At 62.8% G+C, this 21,700-nt stretch carries 17 protein-coding genes; 5 read left to right on the forward strand and 12 right to left on the reverse strand.

Features of this window, described 5'->3' with window-relative positions; all coding sequences use genetic code 11:
* Positions 1–7: 7 nt before the first annotated feature.
* From zwf to IPF49_19245, 4 genes are all read right to left on the reverse strand, one after another.
* Positions 8–1,390 (reverse strand): glucose-6-phosphate dehydrogenase, encoded by a 1,383-nt coding sequence (gene zwf / locus IPF49_19230; protein ID MBK6289719.1) that lies wholly within the window; start codon positions 1,388–1,390, stop codon positions 8–10.
* 8 nt (positions 1,391–1,398) lie between these two features.
* Positions 1,399–2,415 (reverse strand): decarboxylating 6-phosphogluconate dehydrogenase, encoded by a 1,017-nt coding sequence (gene gnd / locus IPF49_19235; protein ID MBK6289720.1) that lies wholly within the window; start codon positions 2,413–2,415, stop codon positions 1,399–1,401.
* 11 nt (positions 2,416–2,426) lie between these two features.
* Positions 2,427–3,110 (reverse strand): ROK family protein, encoded by a 684-nt coding sequence (locus IPF49_19240; GenBank protein ID MBK6289721.1) that lies wholly within the window; start codon positions 3,108–3,110, stop codon positions 2,427–2,429.
* A gap of 272 nt (positions 3,111–3,382) precedes the next feature.
* Positions 3,383–4,693, reverse strand: a complete 1,311-nt coding sequence (locus IPF49_19245) for an HlyC/CorC family transporter (protein ID MBK6289722.1) — start codon at positions 4,691–4,693, stop codon at positions 3,383–3,385.
* Positions 4,694–4,926: 233 nt separating this feature from the next.
* Here IPF49_19245 and IPF49_19250 point away from each other — a divergent pair, with 233 nt between their 5' ends.
* The 3 genes from IPF49_19250 (at position 4,927) to IPF49_19260 (ending at position 8,582) form a co-directional block, all read left to right on the forward strand.
* On the forward strand, positions 4,927–5,709 hold the full coding sequence (locus tag IPF49_19250) for a hypothetical protein (GenBank protein ID MBK6289723.1): 783 nt from the start codon (positions 4,927–4,929) through the stop codon (positions 5,707–5,709).
* Between the two features lie 174 nt (positions 5,710–5,883).
* On the forward strand, positions 5,884–7,347 hold the full coding sequence (locus IPF49_19255) for an FAD-dependent oxidoreductase (GenBank protein MBK6289724.1): 1,464 nt from the start codon (positions 5,884–5,886) through the stop codon (positions 7,345–7,347).
* Between the two features lie 80 nt (positions 7,348–7,427).
* On the forward strand, positions 7,428–8,582 hold the full coding sequence (locus IPF49_19260; GenBank protein ID MBK6289725.1) for a hypothetical protein: 1,155 nt from the start codon (positions 7,428–7,430) through the stop codon (positions 8,580–8,582).
* Between the two features lie 17 nt (positions 8,583–8,599).
* On the opposite strand, the gene IPF49_19265 is transcribed toward IPF49_19260, so the two are convergent.
* Entirely contained in the window at positions 8,600–9,196 is a 597-nt protein-coding gene (locus IPF49_19265) for a hypothetical protein (protein ID MBK6289726.1), read from the reverse strand.
* Between the two features lie 387 nt (positions 9,197–9,583).
* Between IPF49_19265 and IPF49_19270 the strand changes: the two genes are divergently transcribed.
* Positions 9,584–11,212 (forward strand): hypothetical protein, encoded by a 1,629-nt coding sequence (locus tag IPF49_19270; GenBank protein ID MBK6289727.1) that lies wholly within the window; start codon positions 9,584–9,586, stop codon positions 11,210–11,212.
* 579 nt (positions 11,213–11,791) lie between these two features.
* Positions 11,792–11,989 carry a type II toxin-antitoxin system HicA family toxin gene (locus tag IPF49_19275; protein MBK6289728.1) on the forward strand — a complete coding sequence of 66 codons (198 nt, stop codon included), beginning with the start codon at positions 11,792–11,794 and terminating at the stop codon, positions 11,987–11,989.
* A 616-nt stretch (positions 11,990–12,605) separates the two neighbouring features.
* Here IPF49_19275 and IPF49_19280 read toward each other — a convergent pair.
* From IPF49_19280 to IPF49_19310, 7 genes are all read right to left on the reverse strand, one after another.
* Positions 12,606–13,427 (reverse strand): HAD family phosphatase, encoded by an 822-nt coding sequence (locus tag IPF49_19280; GenBank protein ID MBK6289729.1) that lies wholly within the window; start codon positions 13,425–13,427, stop codon positions 12,606–12,608.
* 84 nt (positions 13,428–13,511) lie between these two features.
* Positions 13,512–13,805 (reverse strand): DUF1330 domain-containing protein, encoded by a 294-nt coding sequence (locus IPF49_19285; GenBank protein MBK6289730.1) that lies wholly within the window; start codon positions 13,803–13,805, stop codon positions 13,512–13,514.
* Positions 13,806–13,846: 41 nt separating this feature from the next.
* The gene (locus tag IPF49_19290; protein MBK6289731.1) at positions 13,847–15,094 is read right to left on the reverse strand and encodes a flavin-dependent oxidoreductase; all 1,248 of its coding nucleotides are present in this window, start codon (positions 15,092–15,094) and stop codon (positions 13,847–13,849) included.
* A 253-nt stretch (positions 15,095–15,347) separates the two neighbouring features.
* Positions 15,348–16,937: a hypothetical protein gene (locus IPF49_19295; GenBank protein ID MBK6289732.1), complete on the reverse strand. Its 1,590-nt coding sequence runs from the start codon at positions 16,935–16,937 to the stop codon at positions 15,348–15,350.
* Positions 16,934–18,103 (reverse strand): VanZ family protein, encoded by a 1,170-nt coding sequence (locus IPF49_19300; GenBank protein MBK6289733.1) that lies wholly within the window; start codon positions 18,101–18,103, stop codon positions 16,934–16,936. The genes IPF49_19295 and IPF49_19300 overlap by 4 nt, the downstream gene beginning before the upstream one ends.
* 83 nt (positions 18,104–18,186) lie before the next feature.
* Entirely contained in the window at positions 18,187–19,029 is an 843-nt protein-coding gene (yghU, locus tag IPF49_19305) for a glutathione-dependent disulfide-bond oxidoreductase (GenBank protein MBK6289734.1), read from the reverse strand.
* A 141-nt stretch (positions 19,030–19,170) separates the two neighbouring features.
* Positions 19,171–21,678: a HEAT repeat domain-containing protein gene (locus IPF49_19310; GenBank protein ID MBK6289735.1), complete on the reverse strand. Its 2,508-nt coding sequence runs from the start codon at positions 21,676–21,678 to the stop codon at positions 19,171–19,173.
* Positions 21,679–21,700: the final 22 nt, after the last annotated feature.

Here is a 21,700-nt window from a genome sequence, read left to right on the forward strand (position 1 = left end):
TCGCGGTTCATTCGGAACGCGGCGCAGGCCAGCGGTGTCCGCCGCGCTCGAGTCGAGCGGCCTCCGGAGGACCCCAGCTGTCCTGCTCGTAGCCGTACACCGGCGTCGCCATGCATATCAGCGGATCGACGATTCTCCACGCCTCCAGAACTGCATCCTCGCGCGCGAACAACGTGGGATCACCCGCGATCGCATCGCCGATCAAGCGCTCGTAGGCGCCCATTTCATCCTCGCCGCCATTGCACACATGCAGCTCGACGTCCTCGCCGACCAGCTCGGCTCCGGGTTTTTTTGCGCGGGCACCGATGGCAATCGCGACCCGGTCCGGACCCAGACGGAAGCGGATGTAATTGCTGTCTTGGGCGACTGACTCGGGAAATATCCTCACGGGTGGACGCTTGAACCGCACGATGGCCTCGGTCGCGGTGACGGCCAGCTTCTTGCCCGCGCGTATGTAAAACGGAACGCCCTCCCACCGCCAGGAATCCAGATGCAGTTCCATGGCTGCATAGGTTTCGACGGCGGAATCCGCCGCAACTCCGGGTTCGTCACGGTAGCCGCGATACTGGCCACGCACCAGGCTCTTGCCGGTCAGTGTGCGGATCGACTGCAGAACCCGGGTTTTCTCGTCGCGCAGCGCATCGATACCGCGGCCGACCGGCGCGTCCATCGCGAGATGCGACACAACCTGCAGAAGATGATTCTGGATCACATCCCGGATCGCGCCGACTTCCTCGTAGAACTTGCCGCGACCCTCCATCCCCAGCGTTTCCGCCATGGTCACGGTTACGCTCCGCACGTGCTCGCGATTCCAGAGAGGCTCGAGAAACGCGTTGGCAAAGCGGAAATAGAGCAGATTCTGAACCGACTCCTTCCCCAGGTAGTGATCGATGCGGAATATGGCCGGCTCCTCGAATGCGCCGCGCAAAACCGCATTGAGTTCGCGCGCCGATTCCAGATCGCGACCAAAGGGCTTCTCGACAACGACCCGCGCGCCCGCCGTCACGCCGTGCCGTGCGAGCGCGACGACAACCGTTGCGAAAAGACCGGGCGGAATCGCCAGGTAATGGAGCGGTCGCTGAACCTGGCTCAGCGCCTGCTTCAGCTGGCCGAAGGTATTCGCATCGCCGTAGTCTCCGTCGATGTATTGCAGGTTTGCCAAGAGCCTCTCGCGTGCAGCCGCATCGCGCGAATCACCGAATCGATCGAGTCCGTCGGCCACGTGCTCGATCAGCGCTTGTCTGTTCATGCCGGATTTCGCAATCCCGATTACCGGCAGATCGAGACCGCGTTCGTACAAGGCAAGAACAGCCGGAAATATTTTCCGGTGAGCCAGATCGCCCGTCGCGCCGAACAGCACGAGTGCATCCGAATGCAGCCGGTGTGCCATCGCACCGTTCATTCCGCTTTCTTCTCGACGTGTCCGCCAAAGCCGTAACGCATCGCGGAAAGAATCCTGTTCTGGAAATCCGCTTCGCCGCGCGAGCTGAACCGCTGGTACAGTGCGGCTGTCAGCACCGGTGCGGGAACCGCCTCGTCGATTGCCGCGCGGATCGTCCAGCGCCCCTCGCCCGAATCGGAAACCCTGCCGGAGAAATTCTCCAGCTCGCGGTCTTGGGCCAGGGCCGATGCGGTGATGTCCAGCAACCAGGATGAAATCACGCTGCCCCGGCGCCAGAGTTCGGCGATTTCCACGAGATCCAGGTTGTATTGATAATGCGCCGGATCGCGCAGCGGTGTCGTTTCGGCATCGATCGCGTGCACGCGCGTGCCGATGTTCGCTCCCTGCAGGATGCCAAGACCCTCGGCATAGGCAGCCATCATGCCGTACTCGATGCCGTTGTGGACCATCTTGACGAAGTGGCCCGCGCCGTTCTGGCCGCAATGCAGGTAGCCGTGCTCGGCGGTGGTGACCAGCTTCTCCAGACCGGGCGTCCGGGAAATCGTGCCGATTCCCGGGGAGAGTGTCGCGAAGACCGGATCGAGGCGCGCGACGATATCGTCCTCGCCGCCGATCATCATGCAGTACCCGCGCTCCAGACCCCAGACGCCGCCGCTGGTACCGACGTCCACGTAATGGACTCCCGCTTCGCCGAGCTTTTCGGCGCGGCGAATATCGTCCACATAGTACGAGTTGCCGCCGTCAACCAGGATGTCGCCGGCAGCGAGGAGTGGCAGCAGTTCATTGATCGTGTCATCAACGATGCCCGCCGGAACCATCAACCAGATCGCGCGCGGCGCCGACAACCTCGCCACGAAATCCGCCAACGAGGAGCTGCCGGTCGCCCCCTCCGCCACGAGTTGCTGCACGGCTGGTGCGGAAATATCGGATACGATGCAATCATGCCCGTCGCGCATCAGTCGCCGAACCATATTGGCTCCCATCCGGCCGAGACCTATCATGCCCAATTGCATACGTCGCTCCTTCATTTCCTGTTTGCGCGAGTCCGCCTGCCGCGACCTGACCAGAGCAGGAATCCGCCGGCGAAGGCATCCGCGTTGTCGCCCAGGCGGCAGTTCGCCGGCAGCGAGAGAATGTGCCGCGCGTTGCCGCCGCCAATCAGGATGTCATCGGGTTCCAGCGCGGCACTGAATTGCCCGATCACCTGGCATACGTGCTTGCTCCACTTCTTCCTGCCTTTTTTCCCGAGTGCGCGTGCCCCGACGTAATCCTCGCAGTTTCCCTTGCGGTACGGCAAATGTCCGAGTTCCATCGGTTCCACGATCCCGTCGACGATGAAGGCTGAGCCCAATCCGGTGCCAAAGCCAAGAAACAGCATCCTGCCGCCGCGATAACCACCGAGTGCCTGCATGGCGGCATCGTTGACCAGTTTCACCGGACGGTCAAATGCCGCGGCGAAATCGAATGCCGTCCACCCCTTGCCGAGATTATGCGGCTCGGCCGCGACCCGACCGTGCAGAACCGGGCCCGGGTAGCCGATTGAGACAACATCATATTTCCAGTCGCCGGCAAGTTTTTTCACCTGCCTGACCATATCCTCGGCACTCAACCCGTTTCCGGAGGGGAATTGCCGTCGTTCAGCTTTGCCCGACGCAAGAATCTTGACGTGCGTTCCGCCAACATCGATGACCAGTACTTTCAGACTCATGATGTGCAGACGTTCCTTGGATTTCGACCTGGAGCCTGCAGCGAACCGCAGGAAATAAATTGATGCGGCATTCCTGAATTGCCGGAGCAGCAGCCGGTTGCGGCCCGCAATCCGGCAAGGCGATCCTTGCCGCAATCAAAGGACACCGCGCAACGCGACAATGCTCGGCCGAAACGCCCGGATCGGCATTTTTGCCGATAAATATCGCTGCCGGCATCTTACCAACTGCGATGGCTTTGGCGCGTGACCAGAGCGCGTGCGCACGCTCCCCGCTATTGATCGGGGAGCTTTTCGATTCCGACGCGCTCCGCCCGGCGCTGCCCCACCGAGAGCACGCTCAGGCGGAAGCCGGAGACGTCCAGCACGTCGCCCGTGACCGGCAGCCGTCCCAGGCTGTCCATGAACAGGCCGGACAGTGTATTGGTCTTCGCGGCGTGCTCGAGCGGCGTACCGATCATCTTCTCGACATCGTCCAGGGGCGCCAGACCATCCGCTTCCCAGCGTCCTTCGGAAATTACCAGGATGTAGTGCGACTCCTCGCCGGTATCGGTTTCGTCCTTGATCTCGCCGGTGATTTCCTCGAGCAGGTCCTCGAGGGCCACGACGCCACACATCTGACCGTACTCGTCGACGATCAGACCCATGTGCATCCGCCGCACACGCATCTGCTCCATCACGCGCGACAGCCCCACGGTTTCCGGAATCAGCAGCGGTTCGCGCAGGTATCCGCGCAGGTTCTCCCAGGGGGACGGCTCACCGCTCAGCATCGCTCCGAAGATGTCCTTGGTCAGCAATATGCCCACGACACTGTCGTCGCTCCGGCGCACGACCGGGTAGCGCGAGTGCTTGGTCTGCAGGACGATTGCCGCATTGCTCGCGGCATCGTCATCGATATCGAGCGTGATCACCTCGGGCCACGCGATCATGATCCTGGAAACCGGCTGGCGGCCAAAGCCGAGCAGGTTGCTCAGCATTTCGCCCTTCACGTCGCCAATGCTGCCCGCGGCGCGCGAGATCGCGACCAGGCCCTTGATTTCGCTGGCTGTCAGAACCTCCGCGTGGGTCGCCTCGCTGACGCCGAACAGCGAGAGGATGCCGCGCGATGCGCGGTCGAGCAGCCAGTTGAGCGGGTAGACCAGCAGGTAACAAACGTGCAACGGGTAGGCAATCCAGAGCGAGACGGTTTCCGCCTGCCGGATCGCGAAGGACTTGGGTACTTGCTCCCCGATCACGATGTGAAGCGAGGAAAAGATCAGGAAGCCGGTCAGGAACGATATCCGGTGAATGGTGGCTGCCGGCAGTTCCAGCAGTTCCAGCAACGGCCCTATCAGTCCCGCCACGAACGGCTCGCCGATCCAGCCCAGGCCGAGCGAGGCCATCGTGATGCCGAGTTGGCAGGCCGCCAGGTAGGCTTCGAGGTTGCGCATGATAGCGAGCGTGCGGCGCGCCGTGCCGCTGCCGGCATCGGCTTTCTGCTGGATCCGGATGAGCCTGGACTTGACCAGCGCAAATTCCGCCGCCACGAAGAAGCCGTTGACGGCGAGCAGCGCAATGACCAGCAGCAGGGTAAGCGTGGTGCTCATGTTGCGGTTCTCCCCGGTGAAACGCGACGCTCCGCGAAACCGGCATGTTACGAATAACTGGCCGGCACAGGAACCGGCGCGCGCTGGGCCGCATCCTCGCGCGGCAATTACACACCGTCCACAACACACAGGGCAGATACCCGGTTCGAGCTTGATCGCGAGGACTCACAGCGGCAAAATCCCGTGCTCCCCCGGCGGGCCAACAACCACATTCCTCCAGGCAGATCCACATCATGACCACCCATCGTTCGATCCTGCGTGTCCTTGCACTTTTGGCCGCGGCGCTCGGCTTTCAGTCGGTTTGCCAGGCGGAAGCCACCGAGATCACCGTACGGGTGATCGCTCGCGACGCCAAGTTCATCGGCACCAGCATGGGCGGCGTTCGTATCCTGGTACGCGATGCCGACAGCGGCGAACTCCTCGCCGATGGCCTGACGCGCGGTGAAACAGGAGATACCGACCGCCTCATGAAACACGATCACAAACGGGGTAGTGTGCTCGCGACGCCCGGAGCGGCGCAGTTCTCGACCACGCTCGATCTGGATGAGCCGCGACTGATCGAGATTTCCGCCAGCGGCCCCCAAGGCCAGCGCCAGGCCGCGAACCGGGTCTCGGCGACGCAATGGGTCGTGCCTGGCAAGCACCTCACCGGTGGCGACGGCTGGGTCCTGGAAATGCCGGGTTTCGTCGTCGATATCCTGCAACCACCCACGCACGTCAAGCTGAGCGGGTTACCCCGGACCGTCGAATTGCGCGCGAATGTGACGTTGATGTGCGGCTGCCCCGTCGAACCGGCGGGAATCTGGGATGCAAACCGCTACGAGGTGAGAGCACTGATCGCCCGGGATGGCAAACGCAGCGGGATAACGCCACTGGTCTATGCGGGAAAGACGAGCCAGTTCAGTGCATCGCTCGGGATCGACAAACCCGGAACCTACGAGGCGACGGTATACGCATACGACGCGCAGACCGGCAACACGGGTCTCGACCGCGTGAGCTTCATCGTTGCACAGTAAGTAACGCGGTCAGTGCGCTTGTTCCCGGATCGCCTTCGCGATGGCGGATTTGCGCTCCGGGTTGCGTTGCACCACGCTTGATGAACGGATTGTTATCAACCGGCAACGCGGATCGTCATAATATGCGTTGCGAAGCGGCGTGCATCTGCGTCGACTCCGAACAGCGAGGTCCCGATGTCGTTGAAAACCGATCCCTGCACACCGATTTCCGCCGCACACATCGAATCGTGGCACGCGCACACCGACGTGCTCGTCATCGGCTTTGGTGCAGCCGGCGCGTGCGCCGCGCTCGAGGCGCATGCCGCCGGAGCGCGGGTCACGATACTCGAAGTGGCCAGCGGCAGCGGCGGCACGACGGCGCTCGCGGGTGGCCAGATCTACCTCGGTGGCGGCACACCCATACAGACGGCATGCGGCTTCTCCGATACGCCCGAGGACATGGAAGCCTATGTGCGCATGGCCGCCGGCCCGCACGCAGACGATGAAAAGATTCGCAGCTATTGCCGCGACAGCATTGCGCACTACGAATGGCTGGTGAGCCAGGGCGTGGTGTTCAACCCCGAATACTACGGTGGCAAGCACACCAATACCCCCGAGTACCAGTCACTGGCATATTCCGGCAACGAGAAGGGTTTCCGCGAAGCGCAGGCGGCCCGCCCCGCGCCACGCGCGCACAAGCCCAAAGCCTTCTGGGAAGAAGGCGGTGCAACCCTGATGGCAACGCTCACCCGGGCGATCGAGCGCGCCGGAATCGAGGTGCATTACGACACCCGCGCACTGACCCTGATCCGCGAGGACGAACGAGTGGTCGGAGTGCTCTGCCGGCAGGACGGCGAGCAGCGCGCCTGGCACGCCCGCGGTGGTGTGGTGCTGTGTTGCGGCGGTTTCATCATGAACCGGGAAATGATCGACAAGTACGCGCCGCGCTTGCGCGATGCAACACCGATCGGCGGTCCCGGCGACGTGGGCAGCGGTATCCTGATGGGCATCGGTGCGGGTGGCGCCGCCATCAACATGCACGAGGGCTTCGTCTCGGTGATCTGGTATCCCTCGGGCGAGTTCTGCAAGGGCGTGTTCGTGAACCGCCAGGGCAACCGCTTCGTCAACGAGGACTGCTACCACGCCCGTGGCGCTCACCATTGCCTGAACCAGCCCGAGCGCAAGGTCTACATGGTGGTGGACAGCGCGATTTTCACCGAGCCGCCGCTGTACGCGGATCCGAAGGTGATCGAAGTGGGCGAGACTTTCGCCGAACTGGAGCGTGACGCCGGCTTCGCCGAGGGCACGCTGAGCGCCACGCTGGAAACCTACAACCGCTTCGCGCGCCAGGGAGAGGACCCCCTGTTCCACAAGAGCGCCGAATTCCTGCAGCCACTCGACCAGCCACCCTACGCGCTGCTGGATTTCTCGATCGACAGCGACGTCTGGTACCCGGCATTCACGCTGGGCGGGCTCGACACCAGCGTGGACGGGCAGGTACGTTCCGCCAGCGGCGGCGTGATCGAGGGGCTGTACGCGGCGGGACGCACAGCCGCCGGCCTGCCGCGTTGCGCCGAGAGCTACGCCAGCGGGATGTCGATCGGTGATGCGAGCTATTTCGGCAGGCGCGCGGGCCGGGCGGCTGCGGCGCGGCGCTGAACGGGCGCGCGCGGCATGTGATCGTGGACTGCAATTGTATTATGGTAACTACTCACCTTCGACTATTGGAGCGCATCCTGATGAGCCTTTGCCGCACCCTGTCTCTTTCGGTGGTGAGCGCGCTGTATTGCGTCGCGGTATCCATGACGGCAAATGCCGACAACAGCGGTGCCTTCCGGGTCGCCGCTCCGACGGACACCTCAGGCGTACAGCGCAAACCTGCCGCTGGCGGATGGCAGGAAGTCACGATCATGGACAACCACGGATTCAGTCAACCGGTATCGGTGGGTACCGCGCGCATCCCGGCAGAATGGATAACCCGTGGCGGCGTCAGCTGGGACAACAGTACCCAGTGCGTGGGCAACATGATGCGCATGAGCTGGCAGGCATCCTCGGCAGACGGCCTGCACGGATTCGAAATCCGGCCCGGGTACAACTGGCAGGTACAAGGCACTGAAATCCCGTTCAACCCCTGCGCACCCATGCCCATCAACTCGGTGCGTGGCTATCTCGATCTGGTGGTCAACCAGCGCTATGGCGGCCGCGCCAGGATCCTGCAATACCGCGATCGCCCCGACCTGGTGCAAAGCCTGGCGCAGGGCGCGCAAGGCTCGGGCGGTGCGCAGATGCACTTCGAGGCCGGCCAGATGCTGATCGGCTATTCGCAGGATGGACGGGAGTTTCGCGAATCACTGGTCACCACCCTCACCTTCTCCCAATTGCAGGGCAACATCGTCGCCGGGACCCCCAACGTATACGCCCAGCACGCACCCGATGGCCAGCTGGATTTCGAGCTCGGCGAACGCCTGCGTGATTCGATGCGGGCAAACAGACAGTGGGTCGATATGTGGGGACAGGTCACTCGTGCAACCGCCGATCGCGTGGCGATGGAACAAGCCAACGGGATCACCCGGTGGCACAACGATCGCATGAACGAAATCAACCTCAGGGGAGCGAACGACCGCTTGCAGATCCGCCAGCAGACGCTGCGCGAGGTCTCGCAGATCTACTCCGATACCTGGAAAAGCACTCAGGATACGGACGCTCGTATTCAACGTCGCACACTGGAGGCTGTCGGCGAATACAACACCTACAACGACCCGGTCAGCAACACCCCGGTGCGCGCCACCATCCACAACGATTACGTCTGGCGTGTCGGTAACGACAGCTACGTTTCCACCAACGATCCGAATTACGCGCCCGCCAACGGTGTTCAGTTGCAGCGCATTCCCTGATCAAGCGGGGGCGGATTTCAGTCATCGTCCTCGCAACCGCCGACGGTTTTCGCCTGGCAGAAGGCATGAATCACCGAAACTGACGCGCCGGCATCGAGGTTGGCCGCCTGCCGATCAAGCACCACGGAAACGCCACCCCAGCCCTCGCCGGATTCGACCCGGTCGATCATCAGTGAGTAGGTATCAGGATCATCTTCGTCGACATCCGCCGGGATCCTGCAGTCCTGCAATGCCTTCCTGATCTGAGCAAACTGCGCGGGACTCGTTCTGGTCGATGGCCACAAGCAGTTGTAGCGCGCCTCGCTGATGATCGACTCGGGATCCTCGACCCGCGCCACAAGCACCGAACAGATTGCCGCTGCGGCCAACCGACGTTCGGTCGCGTACTCATCGCGGTTGCTGCTGAAGCCTTCAATGCGCTGCAGCTCCGCCATTTCCGGATCGGGCGGAAGCTCCCGACGGGCGCCACGGAATGCGGCAAAATCCTGCCAGCTCGCGGAAATCGCATCATTCAGAGCCGTGCAATCGACTTCCAGGGCAGAGACCTCTGGCACACAGAGGAGCAGCGCTGCTGCGATGGCAATTTTCGGCTGGTATTTGCTCAACAGGGTCATCGATGTTTTTTCCCCATGTGGTGGCAGTGTCTTTTTGGCGCCGTTGTGCCCGGGTATTGAAGCGCTTGCACCATGAAAACGCAGCCCCATATTTGGCTCTTTCTCCCACATGACAATCTGCTATCCGGGTTTTGCCTGCGTATCAATCCAGCACCAACTCTTTCCCGGCGACCACTGCAGATTTCGCGTAGCTCTTCGCTGGCGAGCCCTTTGGCAACCAGGGCGCTGGCCAGGTTCCGCTTTTTCCGGAATTCTGCACGCATTGCCAGAACGCCATCGGTGAATCGCCTGGCGGTGCGGGCGAAACAAAACCGGAACCAGCGGAAAACTTGCTTACAATGCGCGCAAATCCATGATCATCCGGACGCACGAGGAGAGCGCACTGACATGATGACAACATCTCGATCCGTGGCGGTGCTTCTCCTCCTGCTGAGCGCCGGTTGTACTCACAATACCACGCCCTCCCCCGATCCGCTGGCCGCGACCGAGGCGGAATTCCTCCGCTTTCTCGACGCCGCGAATGCCCTCGGCGCTATAGAGTCCGGCCTCTACCGGGAATACGGAGGCCGCGATCTTGCTGCCTGGCAAGCGCTCGAAAAACGCCACCGCGCACAACTCGGCGCGAAGTTCTCCGCGATCGATGAGACGAAGCTCACGGCTGACCAGGCCAACGCGCTCGCCGCGATGCGGCGCACCTTCGGCGATTACGCGAGCGCGAGTTCCGACGGCGCCTCCCCTCCTGTCTGCGCCGATCGTTCGCGCACCGACCTCGACTTCACCACGATGACCGAGGTACTCAGCGCCTGCTTCCGCGAGATCGGCAACAACATGCGTTTCGAAGGTCGCACGATCGACCGCGGCTCGGCACTGCAGCTGCTGCACGACATCGAGGAACCGGCGCGGCGCAAGGCGGTGTTCGACGCTTTCCTGCCGCTGTGGGCAGCGCTGAACGGCAACAACGAACCCGACAGCCCGTACCGGCGCACCATCGGCATGGCCGCCGAAGAGGCGAGGAAGAACGGCTCCTACGTGGACCAGGCCGCGAAGGCCATCGGCATCACCAACGCGGAGCTCGAACGCTGGCTGATCGAGATGCTCGATGCCTGGCGCATCGCCAGCGACCCGGCACCGATCGAGCCCTGGGATTTTCGCTACACGACAGGCGAGGCGAACCGGCGGCTCGCCGTGGCCATACCCCCCGAAGTGCTGGTGCCGATCAACCAGCGCTTCTACGCGGATCTCGGCGCCGATCCCGGGAAACTCGGCGTGGTCCACGATCTCGCCGCGCGCGCGGACAAATCGCCGCTCGCGTATTGCGATTTCCTGGTGCGCGGGCGTTACGAGGCGGACGGCCGCTGGCGCCCGACCCGCGCGCTCGTGGTCGGCACGTATCCCGTCGGCGGTCTGTTCTCGTTGCACGAGCTGGTGCACGAGAACGGCCATGCGGTGCACATCAGCGCGATCCGCAACCGCCCCGCCTTCACCGACTGGCCGGACACGCTTTTCACCGAGGCCTTTGCCGACGTGCCGTCGTGGAGCGTGTTCGAGCCGCAGTGGCAGCGCAAATATCTCGGCAAGGAAGTGGAGCCCGAGACCGCGCTGCGCGCGCAGTTCGGCAACGTGATCCTGGACGTGACCTGGTCGCTGTTCGAACTGCGGCTGCTGCGCGATCCCTCATCCGACCCGAACCTGGTCTGGACCGAAATCACCAGTCATTTTCTGCACATCGAGCCGCACCCCGAAATGCCGTGGTGGGCGATGCGGGTGCAACTGGGCGGCAGCCCCGGCTACATGGTGAATTACGGACTCGGCGCGGTGCTCACGGCGGAGATCAGGAAGCGCACCGCCGAGGCCATCGGCCCGATCGATGCCGGCAACCCCCGATGGTACGCCTGGACCAGCGAGCAGCTCCTGCGCTTTGGCTCCGAGCGCAACACGCAGCGACTGATGCAGGACTTTCTCGGCCGGCCGCCGACATCGCAGGCCGTGCTGGAACAGATCCGCCGCAGGAACTGAATCGTCGCGCGGGGCGGACGCCGAGTCGCGGAATGCGCGTGACAATCGATGTGATAATCTGCTTTGCCTTGAAGATCGAATTATTGGTTAGGCATAATCCCGGAGGCCGTTCCAAGTGCCAGTGTGGCTCAAGATTCTCGCGACCTTGCTCATAATTGCAGTGACGATAGCCATTGCAACTGCGGTAGTTGCGATCCCGCTCTTGCTTTTGCAAAAGCACCTCAAACGCACAGATTCACACAACCGGCTTGTTCAGCGAGTACCCGCCTCCGGGTTCATATCAGCAATCGCTGGTGCTGCCATTGCATTTGCTCTCATTGTTGCCTTGACATTAGCCCCGACTGATCCTCTGAGGATATTCCTATGGCAGGATGCTGGGCTTGTGTACGTTATTGCTGGATTCGGTGGCACAGTTGGTACCGTCTGGTTCGTTGTCGCTGGGGTCAAATTGCTGATGTGCCATATTCGTGGAGCGAATGATGCCAACTAGCGGATCCAGCCGTCCGTCCGGCGCTTCGCTCCTCAACCGTCGCGGCTGATTCCTTGTCGTTATGCGACGACATCGTAAAGGCTTTGCGTATGCCACCGAAGATTCGCGAAATAATAAGTCAGCTTGAAAGCGCTGGCTTTGAAAGCCGGGGAGGCAAGGGAAGCCATCGGAATTTCGTACATCCAAAAGTATCGCGACCGGTTACAATTTCCGGGAAACGGGGTGACGACGCGAAACACTATCAGGTTCGTGCAGTGCGTTCTGCCATTGAGGAGTCCAAATCATGAGAGACACAGCAAAGTACGTAAAGATTGTGGAGTGGTCCGATGAGGACCAGTGCTACGTGGGGAGTGCACCTGGACTAGTACTCGGCGGGTGCCACGGCGACGATGAAAGAGCAGTATTTGCGGAACTCTGCCAAATCGTTGAAGACGCAATTGCGCTATATCGACAGGACGGAAAACCGTTACCTCCTCCAACGAGCGGCCGCGATTTTGCCAACAAACTCCAAAGCGTCGCATAACCAGTCGTATATGCACTCCCCCCAAAAAGCCAAGCGCGATTCAATATGAGTGGCGAAACGCAAACGCGTGCAGTCGTATATCCAGCATCATTGATGAGCCTTTGTTGATGGCTCGTGCCTTCATGGAATCCATTGAAGCACTTGAGTCTTAACCCCAAACACGCGTTACAGCCAACACCGTTCTCGTCGCTTCGCTCCTTCAACGGAGTCGCGTTCATCAAGTTGCATCCACAGGAATGGCAAAATGAACCGTCCGAGCGGCCGGAACACGGGTTAAAAAAAACGTCGTGGGACCCGGGTTACACTTGGTCGCGCGCCCGCGATATGGCCGTGTGCCGCGGTCGGCACCGCAATGGTCTGCGAGTCGAGGCAGAATGCGTTTACAAGCGGAACCGCTCGCGCAGGAACTCCGCTATCCCGTTCTCGTCGTGATGGCCAATGATCGCGGTCGCCGCAGCCTTGATCTCGGGCTTGGCATTGATCGGCGCATAGGACTCGTCCGCCATCGCGAACATGCTGAGATCGTTGTCGCTGTCACCAAAGCAGATCACGCGCGTGGCGCCGAGGTCACGCTTCAGTTGCTCGATCGCGCCGCCCTTGCTGGCCTCGCTGTGATGGATGTCGATCCAGCCGAGGTGCTCACCCTCGAGCGCGGTGCCCGCGTAAGCGACCAGGTGTTCCTCGTCATCGATCAGGCGCGCGATCTGCTGGATCAGCGCCATCTCGCCGATCGCGCTGATGTTGGTGATGTCCGCGGTTGCCGGGAGTTCCGCCGCGGGCCTGAGCTCGATGCCGGTCTGCTTCATGTGATGGTTCACCAGCCTTTCCTCGACCAGACTCTGCAGCGGCGCATGATAGACCGCGTGACGGTTGCCCGGCTCCAGGGTGAAGATGAACGGAGTGATGTGCTGGCCCATCACCGCGTCCAGCACATGCTGGATCTCGCGCTGCGTCAGGATACTCACGCGGCTGTAGCGCTCCGACTCCGGGTTCCAGATCATCACGCCGTTTTTCAGCACATGGGGCAACCTGAATCCGTGCCCTTCCAATATCGCGCGCGAACCGTGCAGCATCCTGCCGGTGGCCACCGTATAGGCGATTCCTCGTGCGGAGAGCAGGCGCAGCGTCTCGGCGGTACGCTCGGACAGCACCGAATCACGGTTCAGCAGCGTGCCATCGAGATCGAAGACCACGAGTTCCATTCAAAATCCCTTCTGGTTGGCAGGCCAGCCCTGCGCCATCGACGAACAGGATACACCCCGCCCACGCCCGGCAAGTAAGCGCTCTCAGCGGTCGCGGACCGGCACGATACTGACCTGGACTTCGGCGGCCTGTTCGCGAATGGCTCGCGCCGCCTGGTATTCGGGCGATTCATACCAGGCGCGGGCGGATGCCACATCGGCGAATTCCGCGATGATCATGAAGCACGACGCAGGCCCTTCGAGCACCAGCATCTCGCCCGGGCCGACGTTCACCCGACCACCGTATTTCCCGACCGTGGGATGAGCCTGGCGGCGGTAATCGAGAATCCTTTCTTCGTCGAAAACCTGCAGGTAATTGAAGATCACGTAGGCAGCCATGCGGTGCTCTCGCTCGTTTGCGGGTGATCAGGACGCCCGTCTCAGGGCTGTTCGTTGAGTGTTTTCGGATCGAAGCCGGCAATCCTCTTGTAGTGCTGCGCCACTGCCTCCAGTTCGGCGCGATCGATCACATCATCGATGTTCGCGAAGCCTTGCGGCGCCCTCTCCTCCGCCATCTGCATCACCTGCTCCGGCCCGTTGTTGCGGTTGGCGAGGACGATGGCCGCCGTTTTCGGGCGGCGTTCGGCGTCATAGGCCACGAAAGCGGATCGCGGGTCACCGTGGGTCCCGAGCATGTTCGCGATGCAGGCCGCATCGAGGATGGCCTGCGAAGCGCCGTTGGAGCCGATCGGGTACATGGGGTGCGCCGCATCCCCGAGCAGCACCACGTTGCCGAATGCCCAGTTCGCCACCGGGTCACGGTCCACCATGGGGAACTCGTAGATCGACGAGGCATCACGAATCAGGCGCGGGATGTCCAGCCAGTCGAAGGTCCACGACTCGAACCGCGGCAGGAAATCGGCCAGCACCCCGGGGCGGTTCCAGTCTTCGCGTGAAATCAATTCCCGCGGCTCGTAGCGCAGCTCGGCGATCCAGTTGCTGAAGGATCGTCCGGCGCGCAGATGCTCGGCGCTGATCGGGTAACAGACGAATTTCTGATCCTGGTGACCCGCCATGAACATCGAGCGCCCGCTCAGGAATTGTCCGGACTCCGTCACCCCACGCCAGAGAATCGCGCCGTTCCACCGGGGCATGCCCTCGTCCGGGTAGTGCATCGCACGCACGCGGGAATGGATGCCATCGGCGGCGATCACGCAATCGGTGGAGCGGGAGTGCAGCACGGCGCCGGTCTTGCGCTCGATGAACTGCAACAGGACGCGGCCGTCGCCCGTGTTCTCGTAATTCCCGAGATGGTGACCGCACACCAACGCGTCTTCACCCAGTCGCTGCTTTACCGTGCGCACCAGCAGGTTCTGCAGTTGCCCGCGATGGATGGAAAACTGCGGCCAGCGATAGCCCATCGCGACGCCGCGCGGTTCGCGCCAGATCAGCTGCCCGAACTTGTTGAAATAGCACAGCTCCGAGGTTTCCACCGCGATCTCGCGCAGCTGCGGCAGCAAATCCAGTTCGGCCAGCACGCGCACGGCATGGGGCAACAGGTTGATGCCGACGCCCAGGTCACGCAGCTCACCGACGCTTTCGAAAATCGTGCAGGATATTCCCGCCCGCTGCAGCGCCAGCGCCGTGGTCAGTCCGCCGATGCCACCACCGATGATGGAGACGTTCAAGAATTACCTTCCTTGCGCTTGTGTCCGAACCAGCCGGGCGGAAACGCGCCGATTGCCGTATCAAGCCGGGCGGAATCATACCACCCGCTATTCGCCTTCCCGCTCCCGGCAGATAACACGATGGGGTTATTCGCGGACCAAACGGGCTACCCGGTTGGGGCAACGCTGGGCGGAATCGTCGCTGCGGTGCTCCTCGCCCAACCGGGTTGGCGTTGGGTGTATGCGGCGGCGGGGCTGGCTGTCGCGATCGGCGTCAGCGGCGCCCCGTGCCATCGCGCTGCTCACGCAGCGCGCGCTGTGCCCGGTAGATATTGGGCGGCATCGTTTCGGCACCCGGCCAGGACTCGACCCACCAGTCCGGCATCGTCGGATCGGCGCGATAAGCCGCCATGCCATCGACACCGACCAGCGTGAGCCCCGGCAGATCCTGCGGCAGCCGGCCAAGGCTGGCGCTGCCCGGAAACACCACGTTCCACAGCGTGGTGCGCGCTCCCCCAGGTTCGTCGGGACGCCGGCCACCACTGAGGAACAGGTCCTGGCCGCTGTCGGCGAGGCTGATTTCCGTGTACAGATTCTCGTACGCACCGGCGCCGTGATGATCGAAGTGCGGCACCGCCGAGCGTATCCCGGAAAACACGTTGCCGTTGGCGAAGCTCGCCACACTGAGATTGTGAACGAACACGGTCTGCACGACGGAATTTTCGATCAGGTTATCCTGGCTGCGCGGACCGGCCACCGATACACCGTAATGACCGGTGGCAAACACCTTGGCCGTCAACTGCGGAGTCCTCAGCGCCGCGCGCAGTTGCAACCCGCTGATGGTGTTGTAGCCGCCGCGGATATCGACGCCGCGGTCGGCGTCGATGATCGTGACGTCGCGCACCCAGCAATTGTAGGCATCGCGAATCAGGATCCCGTAATGGCCCTGTTCATTGTTGTGCCCGGCGTAGGCCTCGCCGGAAAAACGCAGGCTCAGGTTTTCGATTCCCGAATCCTCGACCGAGGCGCTGAAACTCCGGATCTCCGGGCTCCAGCCCATGCGCACATCGAGGCGCAGCGCTCGCTCGAGCGTCACGGTATCGCCGGCGACGGATTCGACGCGCACCAGCCAGTCGACGATCCGCCCCGAGTACCATTGCCGGCGTTCCGGATTGAGGCAGCCGCGCTCCAGGTAGAGATGACAGCCGAGCGAGTTGTCGGCGGGATTGCGCATCGTCAGGCGAATCCACTGTCCCGCGCGAATCCCCGCCACCGACGACAGACGCAGGCGCCGTTCACCACGCGAGGCCGCCACAACCACCGTCGCGAGCCGGTTGCCACCCACCGTGCCTTCGATCTCCAACATTGCCGCACCCTGGTAAGGTGCGCAATTCGGCGGACCCTGGTTGGGCACCGAGCAGTCGCCATGAATCGGCGCCGCCATGATCACGCTCGCGTTCGCATCCTCGCCCCGCAGCACGACTCCCGGGCGCCGGATCGACAGCGGCCTGCTGATACGGTAATTGCCGCGCGGCACCAGCAAGGCCCCTGCATCAACCGCGACAAGCGCCGCCTCGAAGGCCGCGGTGTCGTCGGTCGTGCCGTCTCCCTTGGCGCCAAAATCACGCACGCTGGCAACGACCGGTGGCCGTGGCAGCTCGCGGCCGCCCGATCGGTAACCGGCAGCGGAAAAATCCGGCAACCGGCTCGCCTCGCTCCAACGCTCCCCCGCAACACCCCACAGCCCGGAATACCGTGCCCCGCTGCCCGGCTCCATGCGCTGCGACTGGTACACGCTGCAGCCGCCAGAGAACAGCACCATTGCAAGGCAAAGCGTGGCTGCGAGCTGTCGCGACACTTTCATATGCGCACCCCCGCGGTTGGCTGACTCATGCGCTGCGGATGAATCAGCAGTTGCACGAAGTCGAGTTGTGCAGCATACAGAAACGTCCCGCACCACACGCTGGCCAATCCCAGCACGCCCCGCAGCACGCTGGCTCGCTCGTCGGGCCGGAATCCGTGCGCGACTTCGATCAGCACCACCGCGACAGCGCCGAGCACCAGGTTGCGCAGCAACACGCGCCGCGCGGGCGCGTTGCTGCGACCGAAAGTCTCGCCGATGAGGTAGCCGAGCACCGTCAGTGCGCCAAGTTGCTCGACCACGCGCAACGCAAAATCACGCTGGAAGCCGTATTGCGGATAGATCCACACAATATCGAACGGCGCCTGCAGTCGTGGCGGGAAGTCCAGCGTGATCATCAGCAGGTATGCCAGGTACCACGGCCACAGCGTGGCGAGAATCCGCGCCTCGAAGCGGCGTTCGCCACCGGAGTACGGTCCCCGCAGGCACGGCATCGCCACGCCGATCAGCAGAACCGCGGTCGCGCAGATCGCGACGGTTCCGGGCGCGATCCCGAGCCCGACGATGGCCCCGGCGATGAACCACGCGCTCACGATCAGCAACAGCTGCAAACGCGGCGATCGCAGCGCGCGCTGCAGGCGAAAGCGCCACAGGCCGGCGAGCGTCAATGCCCCCGTGACAGCAAGTGGCAGCAGCACCCACAGGCGCAGGCGATCCGCTCCGATACCCGTACCGGCCAGCCACATCAGCGGCAGCAACAGGTACAACAGGTTGATCAGCGGCAGATCGAGGGTGAGCACGCCGGGCATCCGCCTGTCCATCTGCACGCGCAAGGCAGCGCACATCAGCGCGCCGAGAACGCTGCCGGACACGTTCCCGATCACATCGAGCAGCGAGCTCAGACGCGCTTCGAGAAACAGTTGCGAGGTTTCGATCGCGAGGCCTGCCACGGCCGCGAAAAGCAATGCCCGCAACACGGCTGCGCGCTTGCTCGTGCGTTGCCGCAACAGGCCGAAGATAAAGCCGAGCGGGACGAACAACAGGATATTGTTCGGCAGGTCACCGACATCACCCCACCATGACACGACCCACTGCGTCGGCCAGGCAAAACGGAACGGTGCCAGCGTCAGCACGGCCAGCACCACCAGCACATATGCCAGCAGCGTCAACCGAATGAAATATCCGTGAGCCATGCAATCCTGCGTCGTCCGTGTGCGACGATATCAGCGTGGCGTGACATCCGCCCGGCGGATCAATCCAGATCACTGGCGTCATGACGCTCCGGCACGCGTTTTTCTTCCGCCCCCCAGACCGAGTTGACCCGACGCCCGCGCCTGACCGCGGGTCGTTGATCGATATCCCGGGCCCAGCGCACCACATGGGTATAGGACTCGACGTCGAGAAACTCCTTCGAGTCGTAGAGGCCAATGGTAACCAGGGCACCGTACCAGGGGTAAGTGGCCATATCCGCGATCGTATATTCCTCACCGCACAGGTAACGACGCTCGGCCAGGTTCCTGTCGAGCACGTCGAGCTGACGCTTGACCTCCATCGTGTAGCGGTTGATCGGGTATTCGTATTTCTCGGGCGCATAGGCATAGAAATGGCCAAAACCCCCGCCCAGATACGGGGTGCTGGCAACCTGCCAGAACAGCCATGACAGGCATTCGGCCCGCTGCGCCGCTTCGGTTGGCAGGAAGGCAGCAAATTTTTCGGCCAGGTAGAGCAGTATCGCGCCCGACTCGAAAACGCGGATCGGCGGCGAGACGCTGTTGTCCAGCATGGCGGGTATTTTTGCATTCGGGTTGATCGCCACGAAACCGCTGCCGAACTGGTCTCCCTCGAGAATATTCACCAGGTGGGCATCGTATTCGGCCTCCTTGCGGCCCAGCGCCAGCAGCTCCTCCAGCAGAATGGTGACCTTGATGCCATTGGGCGTTCCCAGCGAGTACAGCTGCAGCGGGTGCTTGCCGATCGGCAAGTCCTTGTCATGGGTCGCGCCGGCGACCGGGCGATTGATCCTGGCGAAACGTCCACCGCTCTCGGCATCCCAGGTCCAGACGCGCGGTGGTGTATAGCTGCTGTTTTCGGTCATGACACGGGTCCCTTTTGTCGATGGTCATCACGGGTCGAGCCCGCAGGGCGAATACGCTTGTCGCGGTACGGGGCAATCCGCCGGGGTTTTTATCACTATTCGTGCTTCCGTGCACCCGCGAAGGCGCCGGATGCGCCCGCTTCAGCGCTTCCCGGCAAACTCCCTGATCGTCTTCGCGGCTTCCCTGGCCCGCTTCTGCAGGTTGCGGTCCGACGCGGCTTTGGCGTATTCGGAAAGGAACTCCATGTCCCCCGCATGATGCAATTCTCCCAGCGCATCCAGCGCGGCGCCGCGAATCGTATAGTCCGGATCCCGGGCGAGCGTTTTCAAGGCTGCGGCCAGGTCGGGGTCCTGCGGCGCGGCCCGCGACCAGCCATCGATTGCCGCCAGCCGCAGCCCCTGGTTGACCGCCGGCCCGATATGGCGCGCGAACGTGGGCACATGGCTCTTATCTTCCAGCTCCGCGAGGCCCTGCAGCGCAGCCAGGCGGAACACATCGTAGTAGCGCGCGTCACGCTCGAGCAAACCCTGGAGAACCACGTCGGCCCGCGGTGCCTGCATGGTACCGAGCGCAACCGCTGCCGCGCCAACCACTTCCTCGGACGGGTCCTGCTCGATCGCTTTCTCGAGCGCCGCGGCGCCCCGCGCACCACCCAGGCGGCCAAGAGCGACGACGACCGCGCGCCGGATGCGCTGGTCCGCATCACCGAGCCCGGCAACCAGCGCCGCACCCGCGACATCGCCGCCCATGCTGCCCAGATCGAGCGCGGCTTCCTGGCGCAGCCCCCAGTGCAGGCTGCCATCGGCAAGCACCCGAGACAGCGCATCCAGGGCGGCGGGTTTGCGCGCATGATCCTGCGCCAGTTGCCGTGCCGTCCGGAGCGCGCTCGCCAGATCCCCGTGCTCGAGCTTGTATACCAGTTCCTGCAGGGTTTCCTCCTGGTGGATGTCGGCGACCAGCCAGTTGCCCTTGTCGACAGTCACCATCAGCGGCTTGCCATCGACCGGCAAAGCAACACTCAGGGATTTTTTGTTCAGCCGCACGCGGTGCGTCCTGCTGCCACCGGCGGTGCGGATCTCGACCTCGATCGGCAAATCGAACAGGTTCTCGAATGGAAGCTCCGCCTGCACCTGTTCCAGCGTCAGGTCCACGGCGTTTCTCTCCGGCACCCACAACCAGGAAACCTGCAGTGCGGGGTAGCCACCGCCACCGCGTATCCAGTCATTGAAGAACCAGTCGAGATTGCGACCGCTCGCGTCCTCCAGCGCACGCTGGAAGTCACGCGACTCGACCTCGGCGAACTGATGCCGATTCAGGTACATGGAGATCGCCGGATAAAAGTTCGCATCGCCAAGGATCCGCCGCAACATGTGCAGCACCAGCGCACCCTTGAAGTACGTGATCTCCGTCGTGTACATATCATCCGACACATCGAATCCGGAATACTCCAGCGGGCGCACGACGCCGCTTTCGCGCACGAAATCGAGGTAGTGGTTCAGGTAGCGCCAACGCTGGTAGGTGAGGTCGTCTTCACCATGGGCGTGCCCGTTCCACACGGTATGCGCAAACGTCGCGAACGATTCGTTCAGCCACAGCGAAGCAAGAGAACGGCAGGTGAGCAGGTCGCCGAACCAGTGGTGGGCGAGTTCATGGGCAATCGTGTCTTCGGTGGTCCAGCCCGGAAACGCCAGATTCAGCTCCGGTCCGTTATCCTGCGGGCCGCCCTGGTATGACAGGCTGTAGGGCGCAAACCCGACCATCGTCGTGGTTTCCATCGCGCTGCTGAAATTTCTCGGCGTCACCTGGTCGTACTTGTCCCAGGCGTAGTCGTAGCCGAATCTGCTCGAGAAAAACTCGACCATCGCAGGTGTTGCGCCAAAACTGAACGCCGCGGATGCTTCGTCGCCACGATGGGTCCAGACCGTGAGCGGCACCTTGCGCGCGCCTACCGTGGCGCTGCGCAGCGGTACCGCGACGAACTCACCGACATCGAGCGCCAGCAGGTAATTGGGGATCGGTTGCTCCTGCACCCAGTGGAAGGTGCGGCTGCCGTCCGGGTTTTCGAGCGTCTCGATGAGCGTGCCATTGGCGAGCACCCTATAGGGTTTGGCAACGCTGATGCGAAAGTCCACGCTGAAGCGGTCGTTGGTATCGTTGTACAGTGGCAGCCATCCGTAATGCCGCCCACCCTCGCCATAGTTCCAGGCTTCCGCGCTCTCGTTGCCGGTCTGCGCAAAGAAATACAGCCCGGAATCGGGTTGCGCGCTGTAGTGAATACGGATTTTCAGTTCCTGGCCCGGCTCGATCCCCGGCGGCAAGGTGATCGCGAGCAGCCGGCTCTTCTTGTCAAAGGACAATTTTTCCGCCCCGGATCGACCCAGCAGTTCCACCTTGCTGACGACAGGGTCGGCGGCATCGAAATGCACGGTATGCAGATCGCTGCGCAGCGCGCTCAGGGTGACGGTTATGGAACCGCTCAGCCGCTGGCGTTTCAGGTCGATATGCAGATCGGCCTCGAGGCGCCCGATATCCACCTCGCGCTCCCGCACCGACTGCTCCGCTCCCTCCGGCAGATGATGACCGGGCACAGGACGCGCCCACGTTGGCGCGGACAGCAGCAGCAAGAACAACAATCCGGGACAGCGCATGAGGTACTCCCTGGAAACCAGA

This window comes from Gammaproteobacteria bacterium (assembly GCA_016705365.1).
GTDB lineage: Bacteria > Pseudomonadota > Gammaproteobacteria > Pseudomonadales > UBA5518 > UBA5518.

Coding starts and splice junctions, on each gene's coding strand:
- zwf (MBK6289719.1), bottom strand. CDS start 1,390: ATGGCACACCGGCTGCATTCGGATGCACTCGTGCTGTTCGGCGCGACG.
- gnd (MBK6289720.1), bottom strand. CDS start 2,415: ATGCAATTGGGCATGATAGGTCTCGGCCGGATGGGAGCCAATATGGTT.
- IPF49_19240 (MBK6289721.1), bottom strand. CDS start 3,110: ATGAGTCTGAAAGTACTGGTCATCGATGTTGGCGGAACGCACGTCAAG.
- IPF49_19245 (MBK6289722.1), bottom strand. CDS start 4,693: ATGAGCACCACGCTTACCCTGCTGCTGGTCATTGCGCTGCTCGCCGTC.
- IPF49_19250 (MBK6289723.1), top strand. CDS start 4,927: ATGACCACCCATCGTTCGATCCTGCGTGTCCTTGCACTTTTGGCCGCG.
- IPF49_19255 (MBK6289724.1), top strand. CDS start 5,884: ATGTCGTTGAAAACCGATCCCTGCACACCGATTTCCGCCGCACACATC.
- IPF49_19260 (MBK6289725.1), top strand. CDS start 7,428: ATGAGCCTTTGCCGCACCCTGTCTCTTTCGGTGGTGAGCGCGCTGTAT.
- IPF49_19265 (MBK6289726.1), bottom strand. CDS start 9,196: ATGACCCTGTTGAGCAAATACCAGCCGAAAATTGCCATCGCAGCAGCG.
- IPF49_19270 (MBK6289727.1), top strand. CDS start 9,584: ATGATGACAACATCTCGATCCGTGGCGGTGCTTCTCCTCCTGCTGAGC.
- IPF49_19275 (MBK6289728.1), top strand. CDS start 11,792: ATGCCACCGAAGATTCGCGAAATAATAAGTCAGCTTGAAAGCGCTGGC.
- IPF49_19280 (MBK6289729.1), bottom strand. CDS start 13,427: ATGGAACTCGTGGTCTTCGATCTCGATGGCACGCTGCTGAACCGTGAT.
- IPF49_19285 (MBK6289730.1), bottom strand. CDS start 13,805: ATGGCTGCCTACGTGATCTTCAATTACCTGCAGGTTTTCGACGAAGAA.
- IPF49_19295 (MBK6289732.1), bottom strand. CDS start 16,937: ATGAAAGTGTCGCGACAGCTCGCAGCCACGCTTTGCCTTGCAATGGTG.
- yghU (MBK6289734.1), bottom strand. CDS start 19,029: ATGACCGAAAACAGCAGCTATACACCACCGCGCGTCTGGACCTGGGAT.
- IPF49_19310 (MBK6289735.1), bottom strand. CDS start 21,678: ATGCGCTGTCCCGGATTGTTGTTCTTGCTGCTGCTGTCCGCGCCAACG.